A 19,116-nucleotide genomic window follows, 5' to 3' on the forward strand; every position below is an offset into this window, starting at 1 on the left:
TTGCCAAACGCCGTAACGGCTCGACGCTGCGCGGGCCGCACCTGTACAATCTGACGTTCAACTTCAAGGGCGCGACCAGAAGGTCAGCGCCCTTTCGTTTCACGTCACCTTGTCTCAAATGCGGCCCGCTCGCTGTCGTTGCCAAAACATCGACGTTGCCCTTTTGGCACTTGGGACGTTCTTCTTGTGCCGGCAGCTGGGGACACTCCTTGTCAAGGGATTGGTACAAAGGGGGACAGGCTGCCCTCTCATTTCCGAAACCTTTCCGCAACAATGTAGCCTCCACGGCGCCGGCGCCCGCCTGCCGTGCTCCCTGCGCTACACTTAGTCGCACTGTGGCGCCGTTGCGCCGCGCCCGACCCAAGGGGGACACTCATGAAGAACACTCAGCTGTTGCTGATCAACGATATGTGCGGCTACGGCAAGGTCGCGCTTTCCGCCATGCTGCCGGTGCTGTCGCACATGGGTTACCGTATCCACAATCTGCCGACGGCACTTGTGTCCGATACGCTCAACTATCCCAAGTTCTACATCCACGACACCACGGAGTACGTGCGTCAGAGTCTTGCCATCTGGGAAGAACTCGGCTTTGAGTTCGACGCCATCTCGACCGGCTTTATCGTGACCGAAGAAGAGACGCGCATCATCTCAGACTTTTGCCACCGCCGCGCGCAAAAGGGCACCAAGGTATTCGTCGACCCCATCATGGGCGACAACGGCAAGCTCTATGCGGGCGTGCCCGAGTCCACGATTGGCCTTATGCGGCACCTGCTGGAGTGCGCAGACTACGCGGTGCCCAACTATACCGAGGCGTGCCTGCTTGCCGATAGGCCTATTGCCGAGCAAATTACGCCCGAAGAGGCCCACGCCCTTGTGGACGCCATGCGCGCGCTGGGCGCCAAGTCGGTGGTCATTACGAGCGCTGTGGTCGACGGCACGAACGCCGTCATCGGTTACGACCACGTGGCGGGGGAGTACTTCACGATTCCCTTTGAGCTTATTCCGGTCTATTTCCCGGGCACGGGCGATACGTTCTCGGCAGTGCTCGTCGGCCGCGTTATGGCAGGTTGGAGTCTGCAGCACGCAACGGCCGATGCCATGCGTGTGGTGGCCGAGCTTATCGAGCGCAACGCTGACCAGGAGGACAAGTCTGCCGGCCTGCCCATCGAGGCCTGCCTGGATGTGATCGACCATGAGTAGCGCCAGCGAAAGCGGCCCCGAGCCCGCGAGCGAGGGCAAGTTGCTCGGCGCGCCACGCGGCAAGCGCCCACGTATCCGCATTAGCTGCGTGGACCAGCTGGGCACGTGCCGCTGCCACCATGGCCACACGCCCGGCGACGTCTTCGACTTCGACCGCGATCGCGGCAAGATGTGCTCCATGGCCTGCCATGTGGGCTTTCCCTATATCGACATCCTGCGCTACGGCGGAACCGTGCCCGGCAACGAGCCCGGTACGGCAAAGTTCTGCTGCCCCGAGGTCGATACGTTGAACGTCTGGCTCGCCGAGATCGTCGACGAGTAATCGAGCGTGGATTTTCTCCCACCAAGATAATGAGCGTGGATAATCTCCCGTTTAGAGCGCCGTTTTGCGTTCAAAGTGGGAGATTATCCACGCTCAATTTGTATGCGGGAGATTATCCACGCTCATTTTATGCCGATGGCGTGGCTCACGCATCCGCGCCGCCCGGGCGCCTACAGTTGCTCGAGCATGGCCGTGCAGCCGGCGAGCACATCGCGGTAGGTGGCATCGAAGTTGCCGGTGTACCAGGGATCGGCGACGTCGCCGGGGCGATCGGTCCAATCCAGCAGCCGCGAAATCTTGCCGTCGGCATCGTCGCCGAAGATGCGACGCAGGCCGCGCGCGTTCTCGGCATCCATATAGACGATGTGGTCCCAGTCACCATACTCCGCGCGACGAACCTGGCGCGCGCGGTGCGCAACGACGGGAATCCCGACCTCGCGCAGCTTGGCGACGGTGCCATGATGCGGAGGGTTGCCAATCTCCTCGGTCGAGGTCGCGGCAGAATCAATGACGAACTCCGCCTCGCGCCCAGCACGGCGCACCAGCTCGGCAAACACCGACTCAGCCATCGTCGAGCGACAGATGTTCCCATGACAGACAAATAGGATTTTGCGCATTGGCTAAAACCTCTCGAATATCAGAGTTTTCGCAGATAATCGCACTGCTTTTTGATCCCTCGTCAAGGACAGAATATCAAATTGATTCATAAATGAGCGGATTATTCTTCTTTCCAGCGTCGTAAGAATTGTCGTAAAGAACGAGGGTTTACGACTTGTTGTCACAATGTTGACCGTCCTTTGCATCCAATTTTCAGCATATCCTCTCTGACGTCGTCGAAATCAAGATGGGTGTATGTGTTAAAAGTCACGTTGATGCCGGAGTGGCCCATGATGCATTTTAGCTTCGCAGGGTTCATTCCCCTGCGTGCCATCTTCGAGCAGAAGGTATGTCGGCAGACATGTGGTGTGATTTTGGGAAGCTCATCCTTGTAGATGCGATTATGTTTCTCTATCGCGTGGTGGAAGTACTTCTCCCAGTGCAGGGCAACACGCGGCATCTCGTTTTTATCAAGAAACAGAAAACCGCTAACACCGTCAACGACCGGCTCACTCGAAGGCTTTAGACGTTGCGCAAGGATACTCCTGAAACACTCTGTCACGGCTTGAGTCATGGGAACATAGCGGATCCCGCTCTCCGTCTTGGGACGTTCGATGTAGTATCGCATGTTGCTGGTCCGCTGAAGTTGCTTGTTTACCCGAATGCTTCCGTTTTTGAAATCAAGGTCTTCGACGGTAAGACCGCAGAATTCAGAAATGCGCAGGCCCGTATTTAGAAGGATGTAGATGGCGTCACGATAGCGGTGAAAGTGTTCATCGCCCTCCACGAAAGCAAGAAATCTGCGTTCTTGGTTAGTGGCCAAGGCCTTGCGTGTAACCATGTCGTTTGTCAGTATCGTTGCGAGCTCGAAATAGAAGGGATTTCGGCGAATCAGGCTGTTCTCCTCTGCCAGTTGAAACGCCGGTCTCAGAACACCACGGATGCTATGGATTGTGCTATAGCGCTTGCCGTGGATTTTTTGCAGGTTGATGAGCCATTCCTTGGCATCAAGGGAGGTGACACCGCATATTCGTCGCGAGCCGAATTCATCTGTAGCAAGAAAATTGAGGATTGTCTTGTAGGCGGCTCGAGTGGATTGTTTCACGGCAGTCTTTGTTTCAGTGTAACGAGATGCGAGTTCGTAGACTGTCATATTGTTCGGCGCGACCTTATCAAGCAGATCGCGCTGGATCTCATGCTCCAACGCGCGCAAGCACGGACTGGCTTTCTTCCCCTTCGGAGTTAGATCATGAGTTGTCAAGGTCCACGAGTAGACGCTCCGCGTTTTACCTCTTGCATCCACATACTTGAAGCAGTAACGGCCGTTTTTTCTCTGGCTTTCCCCGCGTCTGAGGATTCGCCCTTTGCTGTCTTTTCTCACAGTCACTAGCAGGCTCCTTCCTGTTCAGAAAAGAGCCCCGATGCGATATTTCAAGATTATCGCACGGGGCCCGATTGGTTAAGCTGTCAAGTGCGAAACGGTGTCGAGAAGCTCTTTATAAAGAGCGTTGGCGCAGGACGAGGGGGCGAGTCCTCGCGCATAACTCGAATATGGGTTTGTACGAGAGGAACCTTCGACCGGCCAGTATCCGTCGAGATCGTGCCTAAACTCAGAGAGACAGATCTCCCTCGTCTGCATCTCCGCAACGACGGAGAGGCGCCTCTCAAGTTGACCAAATCCGTCGACATCGTTTTGCGGACGATAAGTCGCGGATCGGCGCATCTGTTCTCCATAGAATTCCAAGGGGCTGTAGGGCGTCGTGACGATTACGAGATCGGCGGCTATCGCTTTGTCGGAATATCGGGACGGTGCCATCACCTCATGCTCCATCGCATAGGGATCCGTGATGCGAAGCAGGTCGGCGTAGGGGATGGATGAGGGACGAAGTTCGTCAAGAATCACCGTGTGCTTGCCCTCATACCCCTGAAAGATGTCTCTCGTAGATCCAGAGACGAAGAACGGTTCGCCCTTCCGCTTCGCATAGAGCTTTGCGAGGGTGGACTTCCCCGTTCCAGCAGGCCCGAAGATCCAAACTGATTCCACCCTTCTTTCGCCCTTGAGCATCAACCCCCGCCATTCCCGGGCCTGAACCTGAAGGCGGCGTGCATAAACGTCTTCGATCTGACGCTATGTCCGGGCATATTCGGATCCGGAGAGCTGAGAGATCAAGGACTCCTTGTCGATACGACCTTCGAGAAGGTCATCGAGAAGGACTTTGATGCTGCTATGGGACCTCGTTCGAGCAACGCGCGACTCAATAGAAGCAAGTAGCGCTGGGTAATCGAAATTGGAGCGCACGATTTTGGGGTCGTACTGATGCTTGGATCGTGCGCCATCCGTTCTGTGGCACAGGTAGGAAAAACCGTTTTCCACACCTGCCTTCCAAGCCTCGATGCGCTCAGGTTTATCTCCAAGGAGCTTCGCGATGCTATTGAGCGAGCGCGGATTCTGGAACTCCATCATCACGTGAAGATGCGCGGCTGCCGGACGTCCCGCGTCCGTCGTGTCGCTGTCGTGCACGATGCCCGCATAGCGCTTCGGGGCGAGTGTTTCGATTCTTCGGTACATTTCGTCCACAAGACGGGGCAGGTGATCGAGCTGCTGCTCGTACATCATCGCGCGGGTCTTCATGGGCAGAGAATTGGTCATGGTTCCGAGTCCTTTCTCGTAAATGAGCTATTTCGGGACGATTTTGGAACGCGCCCGAGGGTGCGCCTTGGGATAACAAGCTCCCCAAGGCGCATAAATGAGCAGAATTTCAAGTAATGGAACAATCGACGGGGTCCGCTTTTGCTGCGCGAAGCGGACCCCGCGGTGGTTATTCTCTGAAGTACAGGTCAAGGAGCCGCCCAAGCTCGCGGTACACGGGGAAGTCCATGATCGGAAAATGCACAAAGCCGATGCGGTCGTGCGCCCCGTCCGTACTGCTGAACCAAGCGTCGCCCGGGGAGAAGGTGCGAGGTGCACCGAGGTCGAGCAGGCGTTCCGCGCCCCATATGAGCCGCGCCTCGGGAAGCGTCGGCTTGAAGAGGACGCGGGTGCTGCACGCCGAGCGCAGCATCGACGGCAAGCCCCCCTCCTCAACAGACGCCTCGGCGATCGAGATGATGGCGTAGCAGCCCGCGCTCGCCCCCATCGTTACGATGCGCTTCACCAGCCCATCAAACGTCGCGAGGCAGTAATCGGGGTCCTCCTTGCTCGCGCGCTTGGGAAACAGCGTGCGGAGTGCCACGTACTCATCCATGAAGAGAAGCGAAACGTGAAGCCTCGCATCCCACCAGTGCACGGCGTCTCCCGTCTCTGTCGACCTGTCGTTGAGGAAGCTCTGTCGCTCTTTGATGCTGTCGGCGAACCGTGATAACGCAGACAGGATTGCGCGAGCGTCCCTGTCAGCATTCAGTGAAACCACGCGAGGAAGTCGGGAGGGCTCGGCCTGCTTGGGGTCTATGATGAGGACTTGCGATCCGTGTCCGTCAGGACCAGCCAACAGGGCTTGGAGCAAGAGGGCGATCACGCCCGTGGTCTTTCCAGCGATGAGCATGGAACCGGAGGTGCGGAGGTCGATGCTCGTGCCGTTTTGAACGCGGAATTCGTAGGCGTTCGCCGGGCACAAATCCTCGACACGCGATGCCTTGATCTCTCGATGCAACGTCACATCTTCAAGGAAGAAGGTCACTTGATTGCATGCGACGTCTGCTTCGGCAAGTACGACGGCGTAGCGGGAGAACCTTCCGCGAAGTCGGGAGCTAATGCTAGGTCCCATCTTCGATATTTCTTCTGCCGTTGAGGATGAGGTTGAGATGGCGAGCTCGAACTGTCCAGGAGCCGTCTCTTTGCAAGAGATGTCGGGAAGAAGCTCGCCTTCTCGCAGGTGTAGAGGATTCCCGTAACGTGGATCAAAGAGCCCCTTCCTAATGCGTGCATGCAACCGTGTTGATTCAGATAGCATGACGTAATGTGTGATCCCTCCCGCAAACAACATGGTCCCAGCGAGGCTAAGAGTGGCCGCTGCGGAGGTAAGGTTGCCGCCAAACGCCATCACCGTACTGGGCTCTATGGCGATGGGCGCAAGAATGGTGTTCACGAATAGCCCGATGCAATAAACGCACGCGGCGACCGCAAATAAAGCGACCCCCAGCACACAAAGCTTTGCGCTGGGGGTCGAATACACGATCGCCGGTGCGCCACTGGAGTAACGCACCACAATCACCTAGCCCTTCGCGGGGATGACGGTAATGCCGTCCGCCGTGATGGACAACTGGTTGCGATAATCACCGTAAACCTTTGCGACCACGCCGGTGGGAATGACGTGCTGATTGACGGGAATCTCGATATCGTTCGAAACCTTGATGGAAAGCTTCTCGAAACGATTGCTGACCACCTCGCCTTCGTTTTGGTGATACTGCGTGTTATCGGTTGTGATCACCACGTCGATCTTGGTGCCGCGATGCTCTTTGGTGTTTTAATCAACCCATTTACCACCTCCGACACAAAGGAAACGCTTGCCTTTCGCAAAAGCTTCCCAATCGAACTTCATAAACTGATTCAATTTCCTCATACTCGAACTCCTCTCAATCCAATTATTTGCTGACTCCGCGTTGCGGCTCGCCGTGGACATCGAGATAGAGGCGCAGGACGTTGCGCAAGATCTCCTCGACATTTCTTGTTGCGGCATGAAGATCATCGTCCCCAAACATTGCCCCATGGAGCTTCGTGTGGGCACAAAGAATCTGGCGATACATGACGCGAGAGAACATCTCTTCGGCCTTCAGGGCATGTCGAACAGCTCGTTCAGAACAAGTCGGCATGCTCGCCGAAGACTCCTTTATAGACGACATTGCCGTACTGGTTGTTGAGATGGAGCCGCATTCAAACGGTCCGCGCATGATCTTCGGTCGGGTCATACACACCTCTTTCCTAAAATTGGATATTACCGACGATTCGTCAACCGTCATCGAGCACTCGGTGAGCACATCATGCCATAAGCTTCTGAGCTGGGATTATTTCGCAAGGACCTGTCGTTCTCGACGTCCTCTGATGAGAAGAAGTGGGGCGTAATGATGACAAAGTATTCAATCACGGAACAAACACAATTTAATAATCACCCAGATGGGGCAAATATGGACATCCAGATATTGAATCGTCGGTATCGTTGGTGTCGCTGAGCCTTCAGGCTGAGGGGGATGGGCCATTTGCGCTGAGTTGCTTGCAAAACGGGGGAGGGGATATCAGAAGAAGGCGGCTTGCAGAAGACATGCCTGAGCGCTAGAGGAGGGGCTGACCAATAGTGTGCTCCTCTTCTGGGGCCAAATCCAAGCGGAGGGGGCATGAGGCCGAGAGGAACTGCTCGTCATGGCTCACCAAAACAAGCGCGCCGGGAAAGGCGGAAAGCGCTCGCTCGAGTGCCTCCACCGAGTGCAGGTCCAGGTGATTCGTGGGTTCGTCCATGACGATGATTTCGGGGGCATCTAGTATACCGCGGGCGAGCATGAGCTTCCGCAGCTCCCCCGGGCTGATGTTCTCGCCGGACAATATTCGTTCGGGATCCGAATTGAGTTGCGCAACGATCGAAAGCAGGGCTCCACGTTCGGCTTGGGGCAGGTCCTTGATTTCCGAGAGGAATTCAATTGAGGATGAATCGTCGACTTCCTGAGGGATATACAGCGTGCGAATGTCCAATCCCGTGGCCTTGCGGCCTTCCAATATCTCCAGGATATGCTTGACCAGTGTTGTTTTCCCCGCTCCGTTGGGGCCGCTTATGCCCAGATGATCGGTATTTCCCAGATAAATCTCGGGAACCCGCAAAGATTGCCTCGGGCCGCACGGTATGCGATCTGAGCTGACGTGAATCAGTGTTTTGCGCGGGCTGGGTTGCGCTTCCATCCACAAGGTGCTTTCGTAGCGCTTTTCGACATGGTGGGCGTCGACGGCGGCTTGCGCGCGCTGGATTCGGGAGTCCATGCGCGAAGCGAGCTTGCCCGCAACGCCGTCTCTGCCAGTGAGAATGGCGAGTTTGATTCGTGCTTTCGCGTCGTGATCCTTCGGATCGACATGACGGGCGCTTCTCTTGGATGCGGACCGTGAGGCGTTTTCAACGCGCCTGATATACTCAGCCTTCATGCGCTTTTCTTCGGATCGCGCAATCGATTTGGCCCGCGCCGCGCTTTCGCGCTCCAGATTCGCCTGCGAGCGAGCTTGGGAGTAGTTGCCGGGGCGCATGGTGACGTGCCCCGACTCAAAGCACAGGCAGTCATTTGCCAAGGAGTCGAGCAACGCACGGTCGTGCGAGACGAGGAGGCCAATACCCTTGTACTCGGCGAGTGCTTTGCAAATCTGCCTTCTGCATTCTGCGTCCACATGGTTAGTCGGTTCATCCATTGCCAGAAGATCGGGATTCTGCCAAAGCGCGACGGCTATTTGAATTTTCTTCTGCTCGCCACCGGAGAGCTCGGAAAAACGCCAGAGCATATCATCGGTGATGCGGAGCATCCTTCTGAGGTGCGTGGTCGCCGGGGCGAAGTCGCACGCAAAATCGAAGAGCATGGGCGGTTCGACTCCGGCTTCTTGCGCGCAATATGCGGAGACGAGACGCGGTGAAACGACGCCGCGATCTGGAATCAGAAGTCCGCACGCAATGCGGACGAAAGTTGATTTCCCGCACCCGTTGTCTCCGACGATGCCGTGCCAGCCGGGGGCAAATGTCGCCGACACGTTGTCGAGTGCGGGCATTGCGCTGCCAGGATATGCATAAGTAATATGGGAAAGAACGAGGGTGGTGGAGCTGTTCAAATTGGTTCTTGACATTGTGCCTCCTCGGCATGGGAGGCCGCGTTTTGCCGCATATGCTCTGATTGGCTCGTTCCGACCAACGTGAACGCCCGTCGACTCGAGTCAAGCTGAAAGAAAATGAGTCGACGGCAATGCTCGCAAAGGTAGTGTTTAGGATATACGAGGATCAGTGAAAAGACGATACGACAAATGTGCAGCCAGATTTATTCTTGGATAGATGGCAATTTGCAAATTGGCGTCGATATGTATCGTCTACAGCTTCACGAATCCTTTTCCTTTCCGGGGCGCTGGCTTGGCATATGGGCCTGCGCTGAATTCTTCCGTAGAGTCTAACAAAGCAATAATGCGGACGCAAGGAGGCGTTGCGTCTGAAAGCACGCCATTGCGTTGGACGCTTGAAGGGGTTTGCAAGTCGATTGAAAGAATACTAGTGCATCCGCTTCTTGTAACTAGCATGCGATGGTGGGCGTCGTTGTTAGCGCCGGGCGATTTTAGCCGCTAATAGTCAACCGATTTTGACCAATCCCGGTCACCGAATAATGGCCACCGTGCCTCCCCGCCGCCACTACGCTGGTGGCGCCAACACGCCGCCCTCGACAGGCTGCTCGACAAGGCGTCGGTGTTCGTGATGCGGGGCCCGAGCTACCGCGGCAGGGGGCTCGACACGTACTCGGTGGAGGCCGTCCCCCAGGCGGTGAAGGTGAGGGGGATCCAGCCCGAGGGGATGTAGGAATGCGATAGGAAAGTCATAGATGCGGGCGTGTTGGCCAAAATGGGTCGGCCGGGATTGGTCAATCTCGGCCGACTATATTTGGCTAAATTTTTCCGACACTAACATCGTGAATGTTGAGCGAGGTCATCGACTTGATTTTTCTGGTGTTTGAGATATTAGCTTTCGCGATTTACCCTCCAAATTGCAGAGGTTTGAGACGACCGGAAAGGAATGCTTATGCTCGATTCTCCGTTCTTCAGCTACTGGGGAAAGGCGAAAGGAGTTGCTTTTCTCCATCACGGCAATATCGCATCGGGGCTCAAAGTCGTAAAAACGTCGTAAGGTACGCGATATGGTTCGCCGGGATCCTAACTAGCTAGGCATTTTTCTGAATCTGCAGATGTTCCCATGACAGATAAACAGTACGCGTTGCATAGGGCGATACCTTTCATATAGAAGGCTGCTAAAGAGTCGAAGCCGGGCGCATACCAAGTTTTATTTCTTGGCCAGTTTGAAGTAGCGCTCAAATATCAATTCGAAAACGTAATAGAACATCAATCGACTGTCGAGGTCCATGCTGCCCAAGCGGATTTCTTTTTGCACGGTGTAGATAGGGTAGTCGGCTAGTTTCGAGAGGGAATTTCGAGAAAAGCCGGTGAGCGTGACAACCTTGCATCCGCGCGTTTTGGCTATCGATGTGGCGTCAATAGACACCTGCGTCTCGCCGCTTACGGAAACGCTGAAGACCAGGTCGTTTTTGCCGAGGAGTTCTGCGTAATGCCTCATGACGTGGCGTTCACTGAGCGTGTCGGTATTCTTGCCCATTATTTTGAGCTTTTCAGCCATCTCGAGGCACGGGTATTTCGAAAAGCCCGAGCAGAAGAAGACGATATGCGAGGCGTCCTGGATAAGACTCACAACCGAATCGATGACCCGGTCGTTAAGCAGATCTTTGGTCTGTACGAGCTGGGTATCAAGAGGAAGTGCCTCGATAGTGAATCGATTGCGATCGAGCGAGGCGGAATACGATTGTTTGAGCTCCGTAAACCCCGAGAAGCCAAGTTTATGGGCAAGCCTGACGATTGTATTGGGAGCGACGAAGAACCGTTCGGCAACGCTCTTAAGCGTGACATCGTCAATATCATCACGCAGCTCGATGATGTAGCGCATGATCTCGCTTTCGAGATCGTTGAGCTTGCTCTCGCCAGCTCGCACATGATCATAAAAAGATTCTTGATCTTTCATAAGATGTTTCAGCCCCTCGCACCTCGCCGTACATATGGTACCGCTTTGTGTAGCCAGGTGAGAAATCGGTAATCGGTCAAGATTGCCTATTGCCCATGAACTGGGCAAACGCGCGTGTCTGCCTACACATATCTGTGTCGTGAGCGAAATCATGTGTCCCCGTTTCGCATTGGCCCACACGGGGACTTGCAAACGACCTTATGTCGCAAAATACCAATCGAAACGAAGCAAGCCGAGGACAGCCGCGGAGCCCAAGGTCTTCGAGAACACCGATCAGCCAACCCTGGAGGGACGGAACATGAAGGATAAGCTCAATATTGTGATCGTTGGCGGCGGCTCCACGTGGTGCCCTGGCATTCTTAAAGCCCTGACCAAGCACATGGACATTCTGCCGCTGAACCGCGTGATGCTCTATGACATCGATGCCGAGCGCCAGCGTCCGATCGGCGAGTTTGGCAAGATCCTCTTCGCCGAGGAGGAGCCCGGTGTGGAGTTTGGTTACACCACCGATAAGGACGAGGCTTACACCGACGTCGACTTTGTGCTCTGCCAGATTCGTACCGGCGGCTACGAGATGCGTAGCAAGGACGAGAAGATTCCGCTGCATATGGGAATCATCGGCCAGGAAACGGTGGGCCCTGGCGGCATGGCTTACGGTATGCGCTCCATGAATGACATGGTTGAGATCGTCAACGACGTTCGCGCCCATAGCCCGGAGGCGTGGATTATCAATTACACCAATCCGGCTGCTATTGTGGCATATGGTCTCGAGCGCGTTCTGCCCGATGAGCATCGCGTTCTCAACATCTGCGACCAGCCTGTCAACCTCATGCGCTCTTACGGTCGCCTGCTCGGTCGCGATATGAGCAAGACGGAGCCCGTGTACTTTGGCCTCAATCACTTTGGTTGGTTCAAGCACATCTACGATGAAGAGGGCCATGACCTCGTCCCGCAGATTAAGGAGTACACGAAGAAGAACGGCTTCCTTCCTGCCGATGCCGAGCAGCGTGACCAGTCCTGGCTTGATACCTACGCCATGGTCAAGGACATGCTCGAGGACTTCCCCGACTATCTGCCCAACACTTATCTGCAGTACTATCTGTATCCCGAGTACAAGGTCGCTCACCTCGACCCCGACTACACTCGCTCCGACGAGGTTATCAACGGTCGCGAGAAGCGCGTGTTCGCCGAGTGCGAGCGTGTTGCCAAAGTCGGCACCGCAAAGAACTCCTCGGTTGTGCAGAACGATGCTCATGGCGATATGATCGTGGAAATCACCTCGGCCATTTATCGCAACACCAATAAGACCTTCATTGTCATCGTGCCCAACAACGGCATTATCGAGGGTATGCCCGATGACGCCATGGTCGAGGTCGCGGCAAGCGTGGGCGCCAATGGCCCGCAGCCCTATGCTGTTGGCAAGATTGGCACCTTCTATCGCGGTCTTATGGAGAACCAGTACGCCTATGAGCGCCTGACTGTTGAGGCTTGGATGGAGGGTTCCTACGAGAAGGCCCTGCAGGCACTCACGCTTAATCGTCTGGTCGGTGACGCAAAGAAGGCGCGTAAGGTGCTCGATAAGCTCATCGAGGCCAATAAGGATTACTGGCCGGAGCTTAAGTAGCTAGTTCCATAGCGTTTGATAACTGTTATGGGGCGTGTGGGTTGTAGAACTGCACGCCCCGTTTCTTTAAGAGGGGTATCCCATGAACAAAGATGAGCTGCTGGCAAAGTTCCAGCGCCTGGGCAAAGTCCTCATGACGCCTGTCCTGATCCTGCCAATCGCCGGCATCCTTCAGGGCTTTGGCAATGCCTTTACCAGCCCCACCCTTACGGCAGCTGTTCCCTGGCTTGCTGCTCCGGGCTTTGCGATTTTCTTTTCGATTCTTAAGGCCGCAGCCGGCATCGTTATGAGCAACATCCCGGTTATCTTCTCGATTTGTCTCGCCTATGGCTTCGCCAAGTCCGAGAAGGCTACCGCGGCGCTTTGTGGCTTTTTGGGCTACATGTGCATGAACTCCGTGATGGGCACGTTCCTTACGGCGACTGGCGTTATCGATCCCGCCAATCTTACGACGGGCCAGAGCACGATCCTCGGTATCACCACGCTCGACACGGGCGTTATCGGCGGTCTTCTGGTGGGTGCAATCGTCGCATGGCTGCATAACCGTTACTACAAGATTGAGCTGCCTGCCGTGTTCTCCATCTTCAACGGCACACGCTTTATCCCGGCGGTAACGCTGCTCTCATGCAGTGTCCTCGCATTGGTCATGTCCTTTGTTTTCCCGTTTATCCAGAACGCTCTCGGCGCGCTGTCCGAGTTCATCAAGACTACGGGTGCCTTTGGTGCATTTGTCTACGGCTCTGGCGAGCGCATGCTCCTGCCTTTTGGTCTGCATCACTTTGTCTATTTACCGTTCTTCTTCACGTCGCTCGGTGGCGTCGAGACCATCGACGGCCAGACCGTTCAGGGCGCTATCAATATCTACAACGCGATCCTGGGCTCTCCTAGCACGCCGTTTAACATCGAGGTCAGCCGTTTTGTCATGAACGGTAAGGTTATCTTCGCCATGTTCGGCCTGCCCGGTGCTGCACTCGCCTTCTACAAGACGGCGCTTCCCAAGAACAAGAAGAAGACCGCAGCGCTCATGATTGCCATCGTGGTGCCTTGCATCCTCTCCGGCATTACCGAGCCGCTCGAGTACTCCTTCCTGTTTATCGCGCCCATCCTCTACGTGTTCCACGCTCTCATGGCTGGTCTTGCCTATGCGCTGACCTATATCCTGCAGTTCAACGTGGCCGGCTCCGCATCCTTTGGCGGCCCGCTCTTGTCGTTGATCTTTAACGGCATTATGGGTGCAGCCAAGGGCTCCAACTGGCAGGTTATCCTGTTCCTCGGCCCCATCTACTTCGTGGTGTACTACTTCGTCTTCAAGTTCATCATTCTTAAGAAGGATCTAAAGACCCCTGGCCGTGAGGAAGAGTCTGGCGATGAGGCCGAAAAGGCTCCCAAGACCGTGATCAGCGACCTCATTCCCGCCATCGTTGAGGCAGTGGGCGGCGACAACAACATTAAGTCTGTCGAGGCCTGCTTCACCCGTCTGCGCATCCAGCTCAATGACTGTGACAAGGTGGTTGATGACGCCGAGTTTACCGAAAAGCTCGAAGCGCGTGGCATCGTGCATGTTAACGGCGGCGTGCAGATTGTCTACGGCAACATGGCATCTAACTACGCAACCCAGATGCGCGAGCTGCTGGGTATGGAGTAAACGCCCCACATATCTATAAAATCCAGTATAAAAGGCGGCGGCAGACAATGTGTCTGCCGCCGCCTTTGAGTTGCCCCACGCGCATTTCGTGTATTTGAAATACACGAAATCGCACTGTCGGAGCTTGCAGGCGGATAGACACTACTCGTATGGGACGGTTTTCACCGGTTGCTCGCCACCTTGGGCTATGTTCGCCCCTATGCCTGCATCCGGGGCTGTGTTGATTGACGACGGCGTTTCCAGCGGGCGAGCTTAATCGTCACCAGCGTGAGCGCCCAGGCCACAAGCGAGAACGCGGCGCCCACTGCGCCTACGTACGCAATGCCAACGCTGCCTACCACGGTGCCGCCCACTGCGGTGCCAAACGTGATGCCGACGTTAAACCCATGGGCTCAACCGAGCTTGCGAGTACTATCGACTTGGGATGGCGGCGGTGTGCCACGCCCATGAAGTGCGTGATGCATGACACCGAGAAAAGGTACATGAGCAGCGCAAAGCTAATGTGACAAAGGGGCAGTCCGTTTGTCACATTCCATACCTTAGAAACTTGCAAATTCTGCAAGTTTCTAAGGTAACATCTTATAAACTTGCAAAAAATGCAAGTTTATAAGATTTCATGTCTGGTCGGGCGCTAGGGAGTCTCTATGGATATCGTTCGCCGAAGCCGTTATCTTGATCGACTCATTGCTTTTCAGGATACCGACCTCATCAAAATCGTGACGGGCATACGCCGTTGTGGCAAATCAACGTTATTGGACATGATGAGGGACTATCTGGCGCAACAGGGGGTGCCAGCCGAGCGTTTGCTGACCTTTAAGATGGAATCTCTAGAGTACGCGGGAATTACGGATTATCTGACGTTTTATCGTATGGTTCGGGAGCGCATCGACGGCATCGATCATCCCTACCTGTTCTTTGACGAGCTCCAGAATGTCGAAGGTTGGGAAAAGGCGGTCAACTCGCTCCGAGTGGATTTGCCGTGCGATATCTATGTCACGGGCTCCAATGCCTTTTTGCTATCGAGCGAGCTCGCAACGCTTATCTCGGGCCGATATGTCGAGGTCAAGATGCAGCCTCTCACGTTTGGCGAATATCTTGATTTTCACTCGATTGATGCGGTCGCCGCTGAAGGGCTTGGTGAGAGGGTCGAACTTGTTTCCAAGACGGGCGATCGCCTTAATTCAAATACCGTGCTTGAGCAGTACATAACCTATGGCGGCATGCCGTTTCTGGCCCATGATGAGCCGAGACGTGAGCTGTGTCGCGACTATATCCGTAGCCTCTACCAGACGATCGTCGCGCGCGATATCCTGTCGCGTGTGACGCGTAGGGGTCGCGGAGCTATCACCAAGCGCGATGTTCTCGAGCGGCTCTGTGCGTATCTGGCAGACAACATCTCCAACCAAACCTCGGTCAACAAAATCGTAGGGACGCTCAACGAATCAGCGGGCGGTAAGACCAACGCATCGACGGTGTCGGCATATATTGACGCTCTGGAAGAGACGTACCTGTTTACCAAAGTAAAAAGGTATGACATCAAGGGGCGGGAGCTTCTTAAGACAGGCGGTAAATATTACATAGCTGATACGGGAATTCGCAGCTATCTTGACGGATATAGAGGTAGCGATAGCGGAAGGATGCTCGAGAACGTTATCTACAACCAGCTTGTCTTTGAAGGATACGAAGTGTTTTGCGGCCATCTACGCGCGGGGGAAATCGACTTTGTCGCAATCGGCGAGGGATCAGACCGCAAATATATCCAGGTTACCGAACGGATCGATGCCGAGGCGACGAGGGAACGCGAGCTGCGACCGCTCAAGCTAAGCACGCTAGGAAAAATTCCTGATTCGTATGAGAAGATCCTGATTGTCAGGGATGGCGACCATCCAACGGACATCGATGGCATCAGAATCGTGGGGGCAGTCGACTTCTTGTTGAGAAATAAGATTACCCGCGGCTAAACGTAAACAGATCCGTTTCGATGCGACAAAGGAGCAGTCCTTTTCGCATTCCGTGCGCGCCCTCGTGCCGTCTGGGGGTATAAGGCTAGCAAGTGTTTATTTGCGAGGCCTAAGGGGCGCCCCGTATGGATATCGATAACTTTGAATGGTGGTATAGCGAGGGCGAGGTTCCGGACGAGGAGTGGGACGAGCCCGCGCCGCATGACGTGTCGAGCGACGAGGACGAGAGCGGCAACGACACCGTCAAGACGGACGCCGCTTCCGACTCGGCCGAACCCCTAACCTTTGAACAGGCCTGGGCCCAGGCTGAGGCCGACGAGGCAAAGGCCGACGCCACGGCCACACTGGGTGAGCCGGCCGACATGTCCATCTCGCCGGCAAGGACCCCACAGCCGCGTCACACTATCGACCCCGACAGCACGGCATCCTTTAGCATTCTCGACGTGCCCGCGCAGGGCGCCCAGGCGCCTGCGCCCACGCATCGCCCCGATCTGGCTCGCGAGGAAGGCGCGGGCCGGCGCTCTCCGCTCGGCCCCATCCTCATCGCCTTCATGGCCGGCGTTATCGCCTGCTCGGCAATCGGCAGCGTTTGGAGCCATGTTGAGCAGCAGCGCCAAGACGCCGCCAAGGTCGAGATCTCCGTCGAACAATCGCTCAGCCGTACGCGCTCGGTGCATGTGTCGGTCGAGGTCAAGGACGGCGCGACGTGGGATACCGCGCGCGGCGACAGCCAGATGCTCATCCATATCGTGGGCCGTACGCTCAAGGGACAAGCGATCGACGAGCACCAATACGTCAATTCCGAAGGTGACGGTATCGAGCTCAAGCCCGGCGACTACGAACTTACGGTCGATGAGCCACCTGTCGCCACCGACGGCACGCGTTTTCGTGCCTCGAAAAGAATGGTTCCCGCGAGCTTTAACTCGCGGGCGCCCGATACGGTCGACACCACCTCGCAGGGCGGGTTTGACCTTTACGTGGATACCCAGTAGGCGCTCGCCGCCCATTTCCGCTATGGCTACTCAATAATCGCCTGCCGTCCCGTCCCGCCGCCAAGAGTGGGACAATAGTTCTCGACACTATTGTTTACTTTTGGAGGAAGTAGCATGTCTACCGTCACTACCATCAGGCGCGGCGGCCTCACCGCGGCCATCGATTCCATGGGCGCCCAGCTCACGAGCCTTGCCCTCAACGGCAACGAGTATCTGTGGCAGGGCGATCCCGCTTTTTGGGGCAAGCATGCGCCCATCCTGTTCCCCATTGTGGGCTCGCTGCGCAACAACACGGCGACGTCTGCGGCCGGCAGCTGCGAGATGGCGCGCCATGGCATCGCGCGTATCGTGGAGCACAAGCTGGTCGAGGTGTCGGAGGACGGTTCGTCCGTCACCTACGAGATCACCGATACGCCCGAGTCGCTCAAGGCCTTCCCGTTCCACTTTAAGCTCAACATGACCTATGCCCTGACTGGCGACGCCACTCTTACGCAGACCTTTGCCGTCACCAACACCGGCGACGTGGACCTGCCGTTTTCGGTGGGCGGCCACCCCGCATTTAACGTGCCCGTTCCCGGTGCCGAGGACGAGGCGTTCGAGGATTACGAGCTGGCGTTTACCGAGGCTTGGACTAACGAGGCCCCCATCATCACGCCCGATGGCCTTATGACGTTCGAGGGAAGCTACAAGGCTCCCGATAACTCGGACGTGCTGCCCATCACACACCGTAGCTTCGACAACGACGCCATCATGTTCACCGATACCCCGGGCTCCACGCTCACGCTGCGCGGTCGCAAGTCGGGCCACGGCGTCAAGATTGACTTTGAGGGCTTTAAGTACATTGGCGTGTGGTCTGCCGCCAACGACGCCCCGTTCGTGGCGCTCGAGCCTTGGACCGGACATACCACCATGGACACCGAGGACGACGTCTTCGAGCACAAGGTCAACACCATCACCTTGGCTCCCGGCGCCACCGACAAGCGCGCCTTCGAGGTTACGCTGCTCTAGAGAGCGGGGGCCATCGGCCGCGTGCTCGAGGAGCGCGGCGTTGAACTTGAATACCTGATTGACGAGGGTGACTACCGTATTGTTTCGGCTGCCGAGTACGGCGCGGGCGAGGGCTGGCTTATGCATGCCGACCTTGCCGAGAAGGGCTATGCCGATATCGTGCTCAAGACGAAGAGCGAAGGCGGACATTCGTCCAACCCCTACGGCGGCACATCGCTCGAGGTATTGAGCCGCGCTATCGCCGCAATCTGCGATATCGAGTGGCCGACGCGCGTGACCGATCTGCTTGCCGCGCAGCTTGTCGAGTTGGGGCTCTACACGGCGGATGAGATTGCCGCCAACGGAGGCGTCATTGTTCGCGACTGCCTCGCCAGCAACAAGCTCTATCCGCTCGTGACCACTACCTGTGCGCCCACGCAGATTGAGGGCGGCAGCACTGGCGCCAACGTGATGCCGCAGGATATGTGGGCCAATATTAACTTCCGCATGCTCGAGGGCACGGGCGTGGCTGATGTTGTTGACCGTTGCCGCGAGGCCGTTGCCGCTGCGGGCCTTACCGGGCGCGTGGAGGTCGAACTTGGCCCCGGCAGCTCAGAACCTTCGCCGTCCCCACGTGTTGGCGGACCGGGGCTCGAGGCCGTTCGCGCTATTGCCGCCCGCTACTTTCGTGATCAAAAGGGGGCGGAGGAAAACGTACCGAATGCGGCGGGCGGGGCTGCTGTCGGCATTGTGCCCTCAACTGTGATCGGTGCCACCGATGCGGCTAACTATCAGCGTATTTGCTCTGAATGCATTCGCTTTTCGGCGTTTGTGGTCGACGATGACGAGTGCGATCGCGGTGTCCACGGCACCAACGAGCGCATTACCCGCCGTGCCTACCTCCAGGGTGTCCACTTTTTCATCGCTCTGCTTCAAACGCTCTAGAATGTGACAAAGCGACAGTCCCTTTGTTAGCCGTTGTAGTCGTTGGGGACGTTCTTAAACGACTCGTCGTTAAGGAACGTCCCCAACGACTACGTC

18 protein-coding genes are annotated in these 19,116 nt (G+C 56.2%); 8 read left to right on the top strand and 10 right to left on the bottom strand.

What is annotated here, in order from left to right; genetic code table 11:
* Positions 1-375: 375 nt before the first annotated feature.
* Both ACTQXO_RS05625 and ACTQXO_RS05630 read left to right on the top strand, forming a co-directional pair.
* Entirely contained in the window at positions 376-1,200 is an 825-nt protein-coding gene (locus ACTQXO_RS05625; protein WP_441545529.1) for a PfkB family carbohydrate kinase, read from the top strand.
* Positions 1,193-1,522: a TIGR04076 family protein gene (locus ACTQXO_RS05630; protein WP_441017131.1), complete on the top strand. Its 330-nt coding sequence runs from the start codon at positions 1,193-1,195 to the stop codon at positions 1,520-1,522. The genes ACTQXO_RS05625 and ACTQXO_RS05630 overlap by 8 nt, the downstream gene beginning before the upstream one ends.
* Positions 1,523-1,692: 170 nt before the next feature.
* Here the strand turns inward: ACTQXO_RS05630 and ACTQXO_RS05635 are convergent, their stop codons facing one another.
* From ACTQXO_RS05635 to ACTQXO_RS05675, 9 genes are all read right to left on the bottom strand, one after another.
* Positions 1,693-2,139, bottom strand: coding sequence for a low molecular weight protein-tyrosine-phosphatase (locus ACTQXO_RS05635; protein ID WP_117743459.1), 447 nt, complete (start codon positions 2,137-2,139; stop codon positions 1,693-1,695).
* 161 nt (positions 2,140-2,300) lie between these two features.
* Positions 2,301-3,500: a tyrosine-type recombinase/integrase gene (locus ACTQXO_RS05640; protein ID WP_441545530.1), complete on the bottom strand. Its 1,200-nt coding sequence runs from the start codon at positions 3,498-3,500 to the stop codon at positions 2,301-2,303.
* Positions 3,501-3,578: 78 nt separating this feature from the next.
* Complete coding sequence (locus ACTQXO_RS05645) at positions 3,579-4,184, bottom strand: hypothetical protein (RefSeq protein WP_117734894.1); 606 nt, start codon at positions 4,182-4,184, stop codon at positions 3,579-3,581.
* Positions 4,185-4,247: 63 nt separating this feature from the next.
* On the bottom strand, positions 4,248-4,769 hold the full coding sequence (locus ACTQXO_RS05650; RefSeq protein ID WP_117743461.1) for a Rep family protein: 522 nt from the start codon (positions 4,767-4,769) through the stop codon (positions 4,248-4,250).
* A 169-nt stretch (positions 4,770-4,938) separates the two neighbouring features.
* Complete coding sequence (locus ACTQXO_RS05655) at positions 4,939-6,204, bottom strand: hypothetical protein (protein WP_441016964.1); 1,266 nt, start codon at positions 6,202-6,204, stop codon at positions 4,939-4,941.
* A gap of 126 nt (positions 6,205-6,330) precedes the next feature.
* The gene (locus ACTQXO_RS05660; protein WP_117743463.1) at positions 6,331-6,546 is read right to left on the bottom strand and encodes a hypothetical protein; all 216 of its coding nucleotides are present in this window, start codon (positions 6,544-6,546) and stop codon (positions 6,331-6,333) included.
* Between the two features lie 154 nt (positions 6,547-6,700).
* Positions 6,701-7,024 carry a hypothetical protein gene (locus ACTQXO_RS05665; RefSeq protein WP_117734898.1) on the bottom strand — a complete coding sequence of 108 codons (324 nt, stop codon included), beginning with the start codon at positions 7,022-7,024 and terminating at the stop codon, positions 6,701-6,703.
* Positions 7,025-7,385: 361 nt separating this feature from the next.
* On the bottom strand, positions 7,386-8,924 hold the full coding sequence (locus tag ACTQXO_RS05670) for an ATP-binding cassette domain-containing protein (RefSeq protein ID WP_441016970.1): 1,539 nt from the start codon (positions 8,922-8,924) through the stop codon (positions 7,386-7,388).
* Between the two features lie 1,192 nt (positions 8,925-10,116).
* Entirely contained in the window at positions 10,117-10,866 is a 750-nt protein-coding gene (locus ACTQXO_RS05675; protein ID WP_117757480.1) for a MurR/RpiR family transcriptional regulator, read from the bottom strand.
* Positions 10,867-11,164: 298 nt separating this feature from the next.
* Between ACTQXO_RS05675 and ACTQXO_RS05680 the strand changes: the two genes are divergently transcribed.
* Both ACTQXO_RS05680 and ACTQXO_RS05685 read left to right on the top strand, forming a co-directional pair.
* Complete coding sequence (locus ACTQXO_RS05680) at positions 11,165-12,490, top strand: 6-phospho-alpha-glucosidase (protein ID WP_441545531.1); 1,326 nt, start codon at positions 11,165-11,167, stop codon at positions 12,488-12,490.
* An 82-nt stretch (positions 12,491-12,572) separates the two neighbouring features.
* Positions 12,573-14,135: a PTS transporter subunit EIIC gene (locus tag ACTQXO_RS05685; protein ID WP_441545532.1), complete on the top strand. Its 1,563-nt coding sequence runs from the start codon at positions 12,573-12,575 to the stop codon at positions 14,133-14,135.
* A 197-nt stretch (positions 14,136-14,332) separates the two neighbouring features.
* Here the strand turns inward: ACTQXO_RS05685 and ACTQXO_RS05690 are convergent, their stop codons facing one another.
* Positions 14,333-14,476, bottom strand: a complete 144-nt coding sequence (locus ACTQXO_RS05690) for a hypothetical protein (protein WP_441038861.1) — start codon at positions 14,474-14,476, stop codon at positions 14,333-14,335.
* A gap of 303 nt (positions 14,477-14,779) precedes the next feature.
* Between ACTQXO_RS05690 and ACTQXO_RS05695 the strand changes: the two genes are divergently transcribed.
* The 4 genes from ACTQXO_RS05695 to ACTQXO_RS05710 all read left to right on the top strand — a co-directional run bounded on the left by ACTQXO_RS05695 (position 14,780) and on the right by ACTQXO_RS05710 (position 19,020).
* Positions 14,780-16,096, top strand: a complete 1,317-nt coding sequence (locus tag ACTQXO_RS05695) for an ATP-binding protein (protein ID WP_441031987.1) — start codon at positions 14,780-14,782, stop codon at positions 16,094-16,096.
* A 125-nt stretch (positions 16,097-16,221) separates the two neighbouring features.
* Entirely contained in the window at positions 16,222-17,088 is an 867-nt protein-coding gene (locus ACTQXO_RS05700) for a hypothetical protein (RefSeq protein WP_441031989.1), read from the top strand.
* Between the two features lie 114 nt (positions 17,089-17,202).
* A complete protein-coding gene (locus ACTQXO_RS05705) occupies positions 17,203-18,096 on the top strand; it encodes an aldose 1-epimerase family protein (RefSeq protein ID WP_427727722.1) in 894 nt (297 codons plus the stop codon).
* A gap of 21 nt (positions 18,097-18,117) precedes the next feature.
* A complete protein-coding gene (locus ACTQXO_RS05710; protein WP_441031991.1) occupies positions 18,118-19,020 on the top strand; it encodes a peptidase dimerization domain-containing protein in 903 nt (300 codons plus the stop codon).
* The last annotated feature ends 96 nt before the right edge of the window (positions 19,021-19,116 follow it).

This window comes from Collinsella sp. LCP19S3_D5, assembly GCF_052121415.1.
In the GTDB taxonomy this organism is placed as follows: domain Bacteria; phylum Actinomycetota; class Coriobacteriia; order Coriobacteriales; family Coriobacteriaceae; genus Collinsella.

Excerpts from the sequence above, each read along its gene's own strand:
- ACTQXO_RS05625 (WP_441545529.1), top strand. The coding sequence starts at position 376 with ATGAAGAACACTCAGCTGTTGCTGATCAACGATATGTGCGGCTACGGC.
- ACTQXO_RS05630 (WP_441017131.1), top strand. The coding sequence starts at position 1,193 with ATGAGTAGCGCCAGCGAAAGCGGCCCCGAGCCCGCGAGCGAGGGCAAG.
- ACTQXO_RS05635 (WP_117743459.1), bottom strand. The coding sequence starts at position 2,139 with ATGCGCAAAATCCTATTTGTCTGTCATGGGAACATCTGTCGCTCGACG.
- ACTQXO_RS05645 (WP_117734894.1), bottom strand. The coding sequence starts at position 4,184 with ATGCTCAAGGGCGAAAGAAGGGTGGAATCAGTTTGGATCTTCGGGCCT.
- ACTQXO_RS05650 (WP_117743461.1), bottom strand. The coding sequence starts at position 4,769 with ATGACCAATTCTCTGCCCATGAAGACCCGCGCGATGATGTACGAGCAG.
- ACTQXO_RS05665 (WP_117734898.1), bottom strand. The coding sequence starts at position 7,024 with ATGACCCGACCGAAGATCATGCGCGGACCGTTTGAATGCGGCTCCATC.
- ACTQXO_RS05670 (WP_441016970.1), bottom strand. The coding sequence starts at position 8,924 with ATGTCAAGAACCAATTTGAACAGCTCCACCACCCTCGTTCTTTCCCAT.
- ACTQXO_RS05675 (WP_117757480.1), bottom strand. The coding sequence starts at position 10,866 with ATGAAAGATCAAGAATCTTTTTATGATCATGTGCGAGCTGGCGAGAGC.
- ACTQXO_RS05680 (WP_441545531.1), top strand. The coding sequence starts at position 11,165 with ATGAAGGATAAGCTCAATATTGTGATCGTTGGCGGCGGCTCCACGTGG.
- ACTQXO_RS05685 (WP_441545532.1), top strand. The coding sequence starts at position 12,573 with ATGAACAAAGATGAGCTGCTGGCAAAGTTCCAGCGCCTGGGCAAAGTC.
- ACTQXO_RS05695 (WP_441031987.1), top strand. The coding sequence starts at position 14,780 with ATGGATATCGTTCGCCGAAGCCGTTATCTTGATCGACTCATTGCTTTT.
- ACTQXO_RS05700 (WP_441031989.1), top strand. The coding sequence starts at position 16,222 with ATGGATATCGATAACTTTGAATGGTGGTATAGCGAGGGCGAGGTTCCG.
- ACTQXO_RS05705 (WP_427727722.1), top strand. The coding sequence starts at position 17,203 with ATGTCTACCGTCACTACCATCAGGCGCGGCGGCCTCACCGCGGCCATC.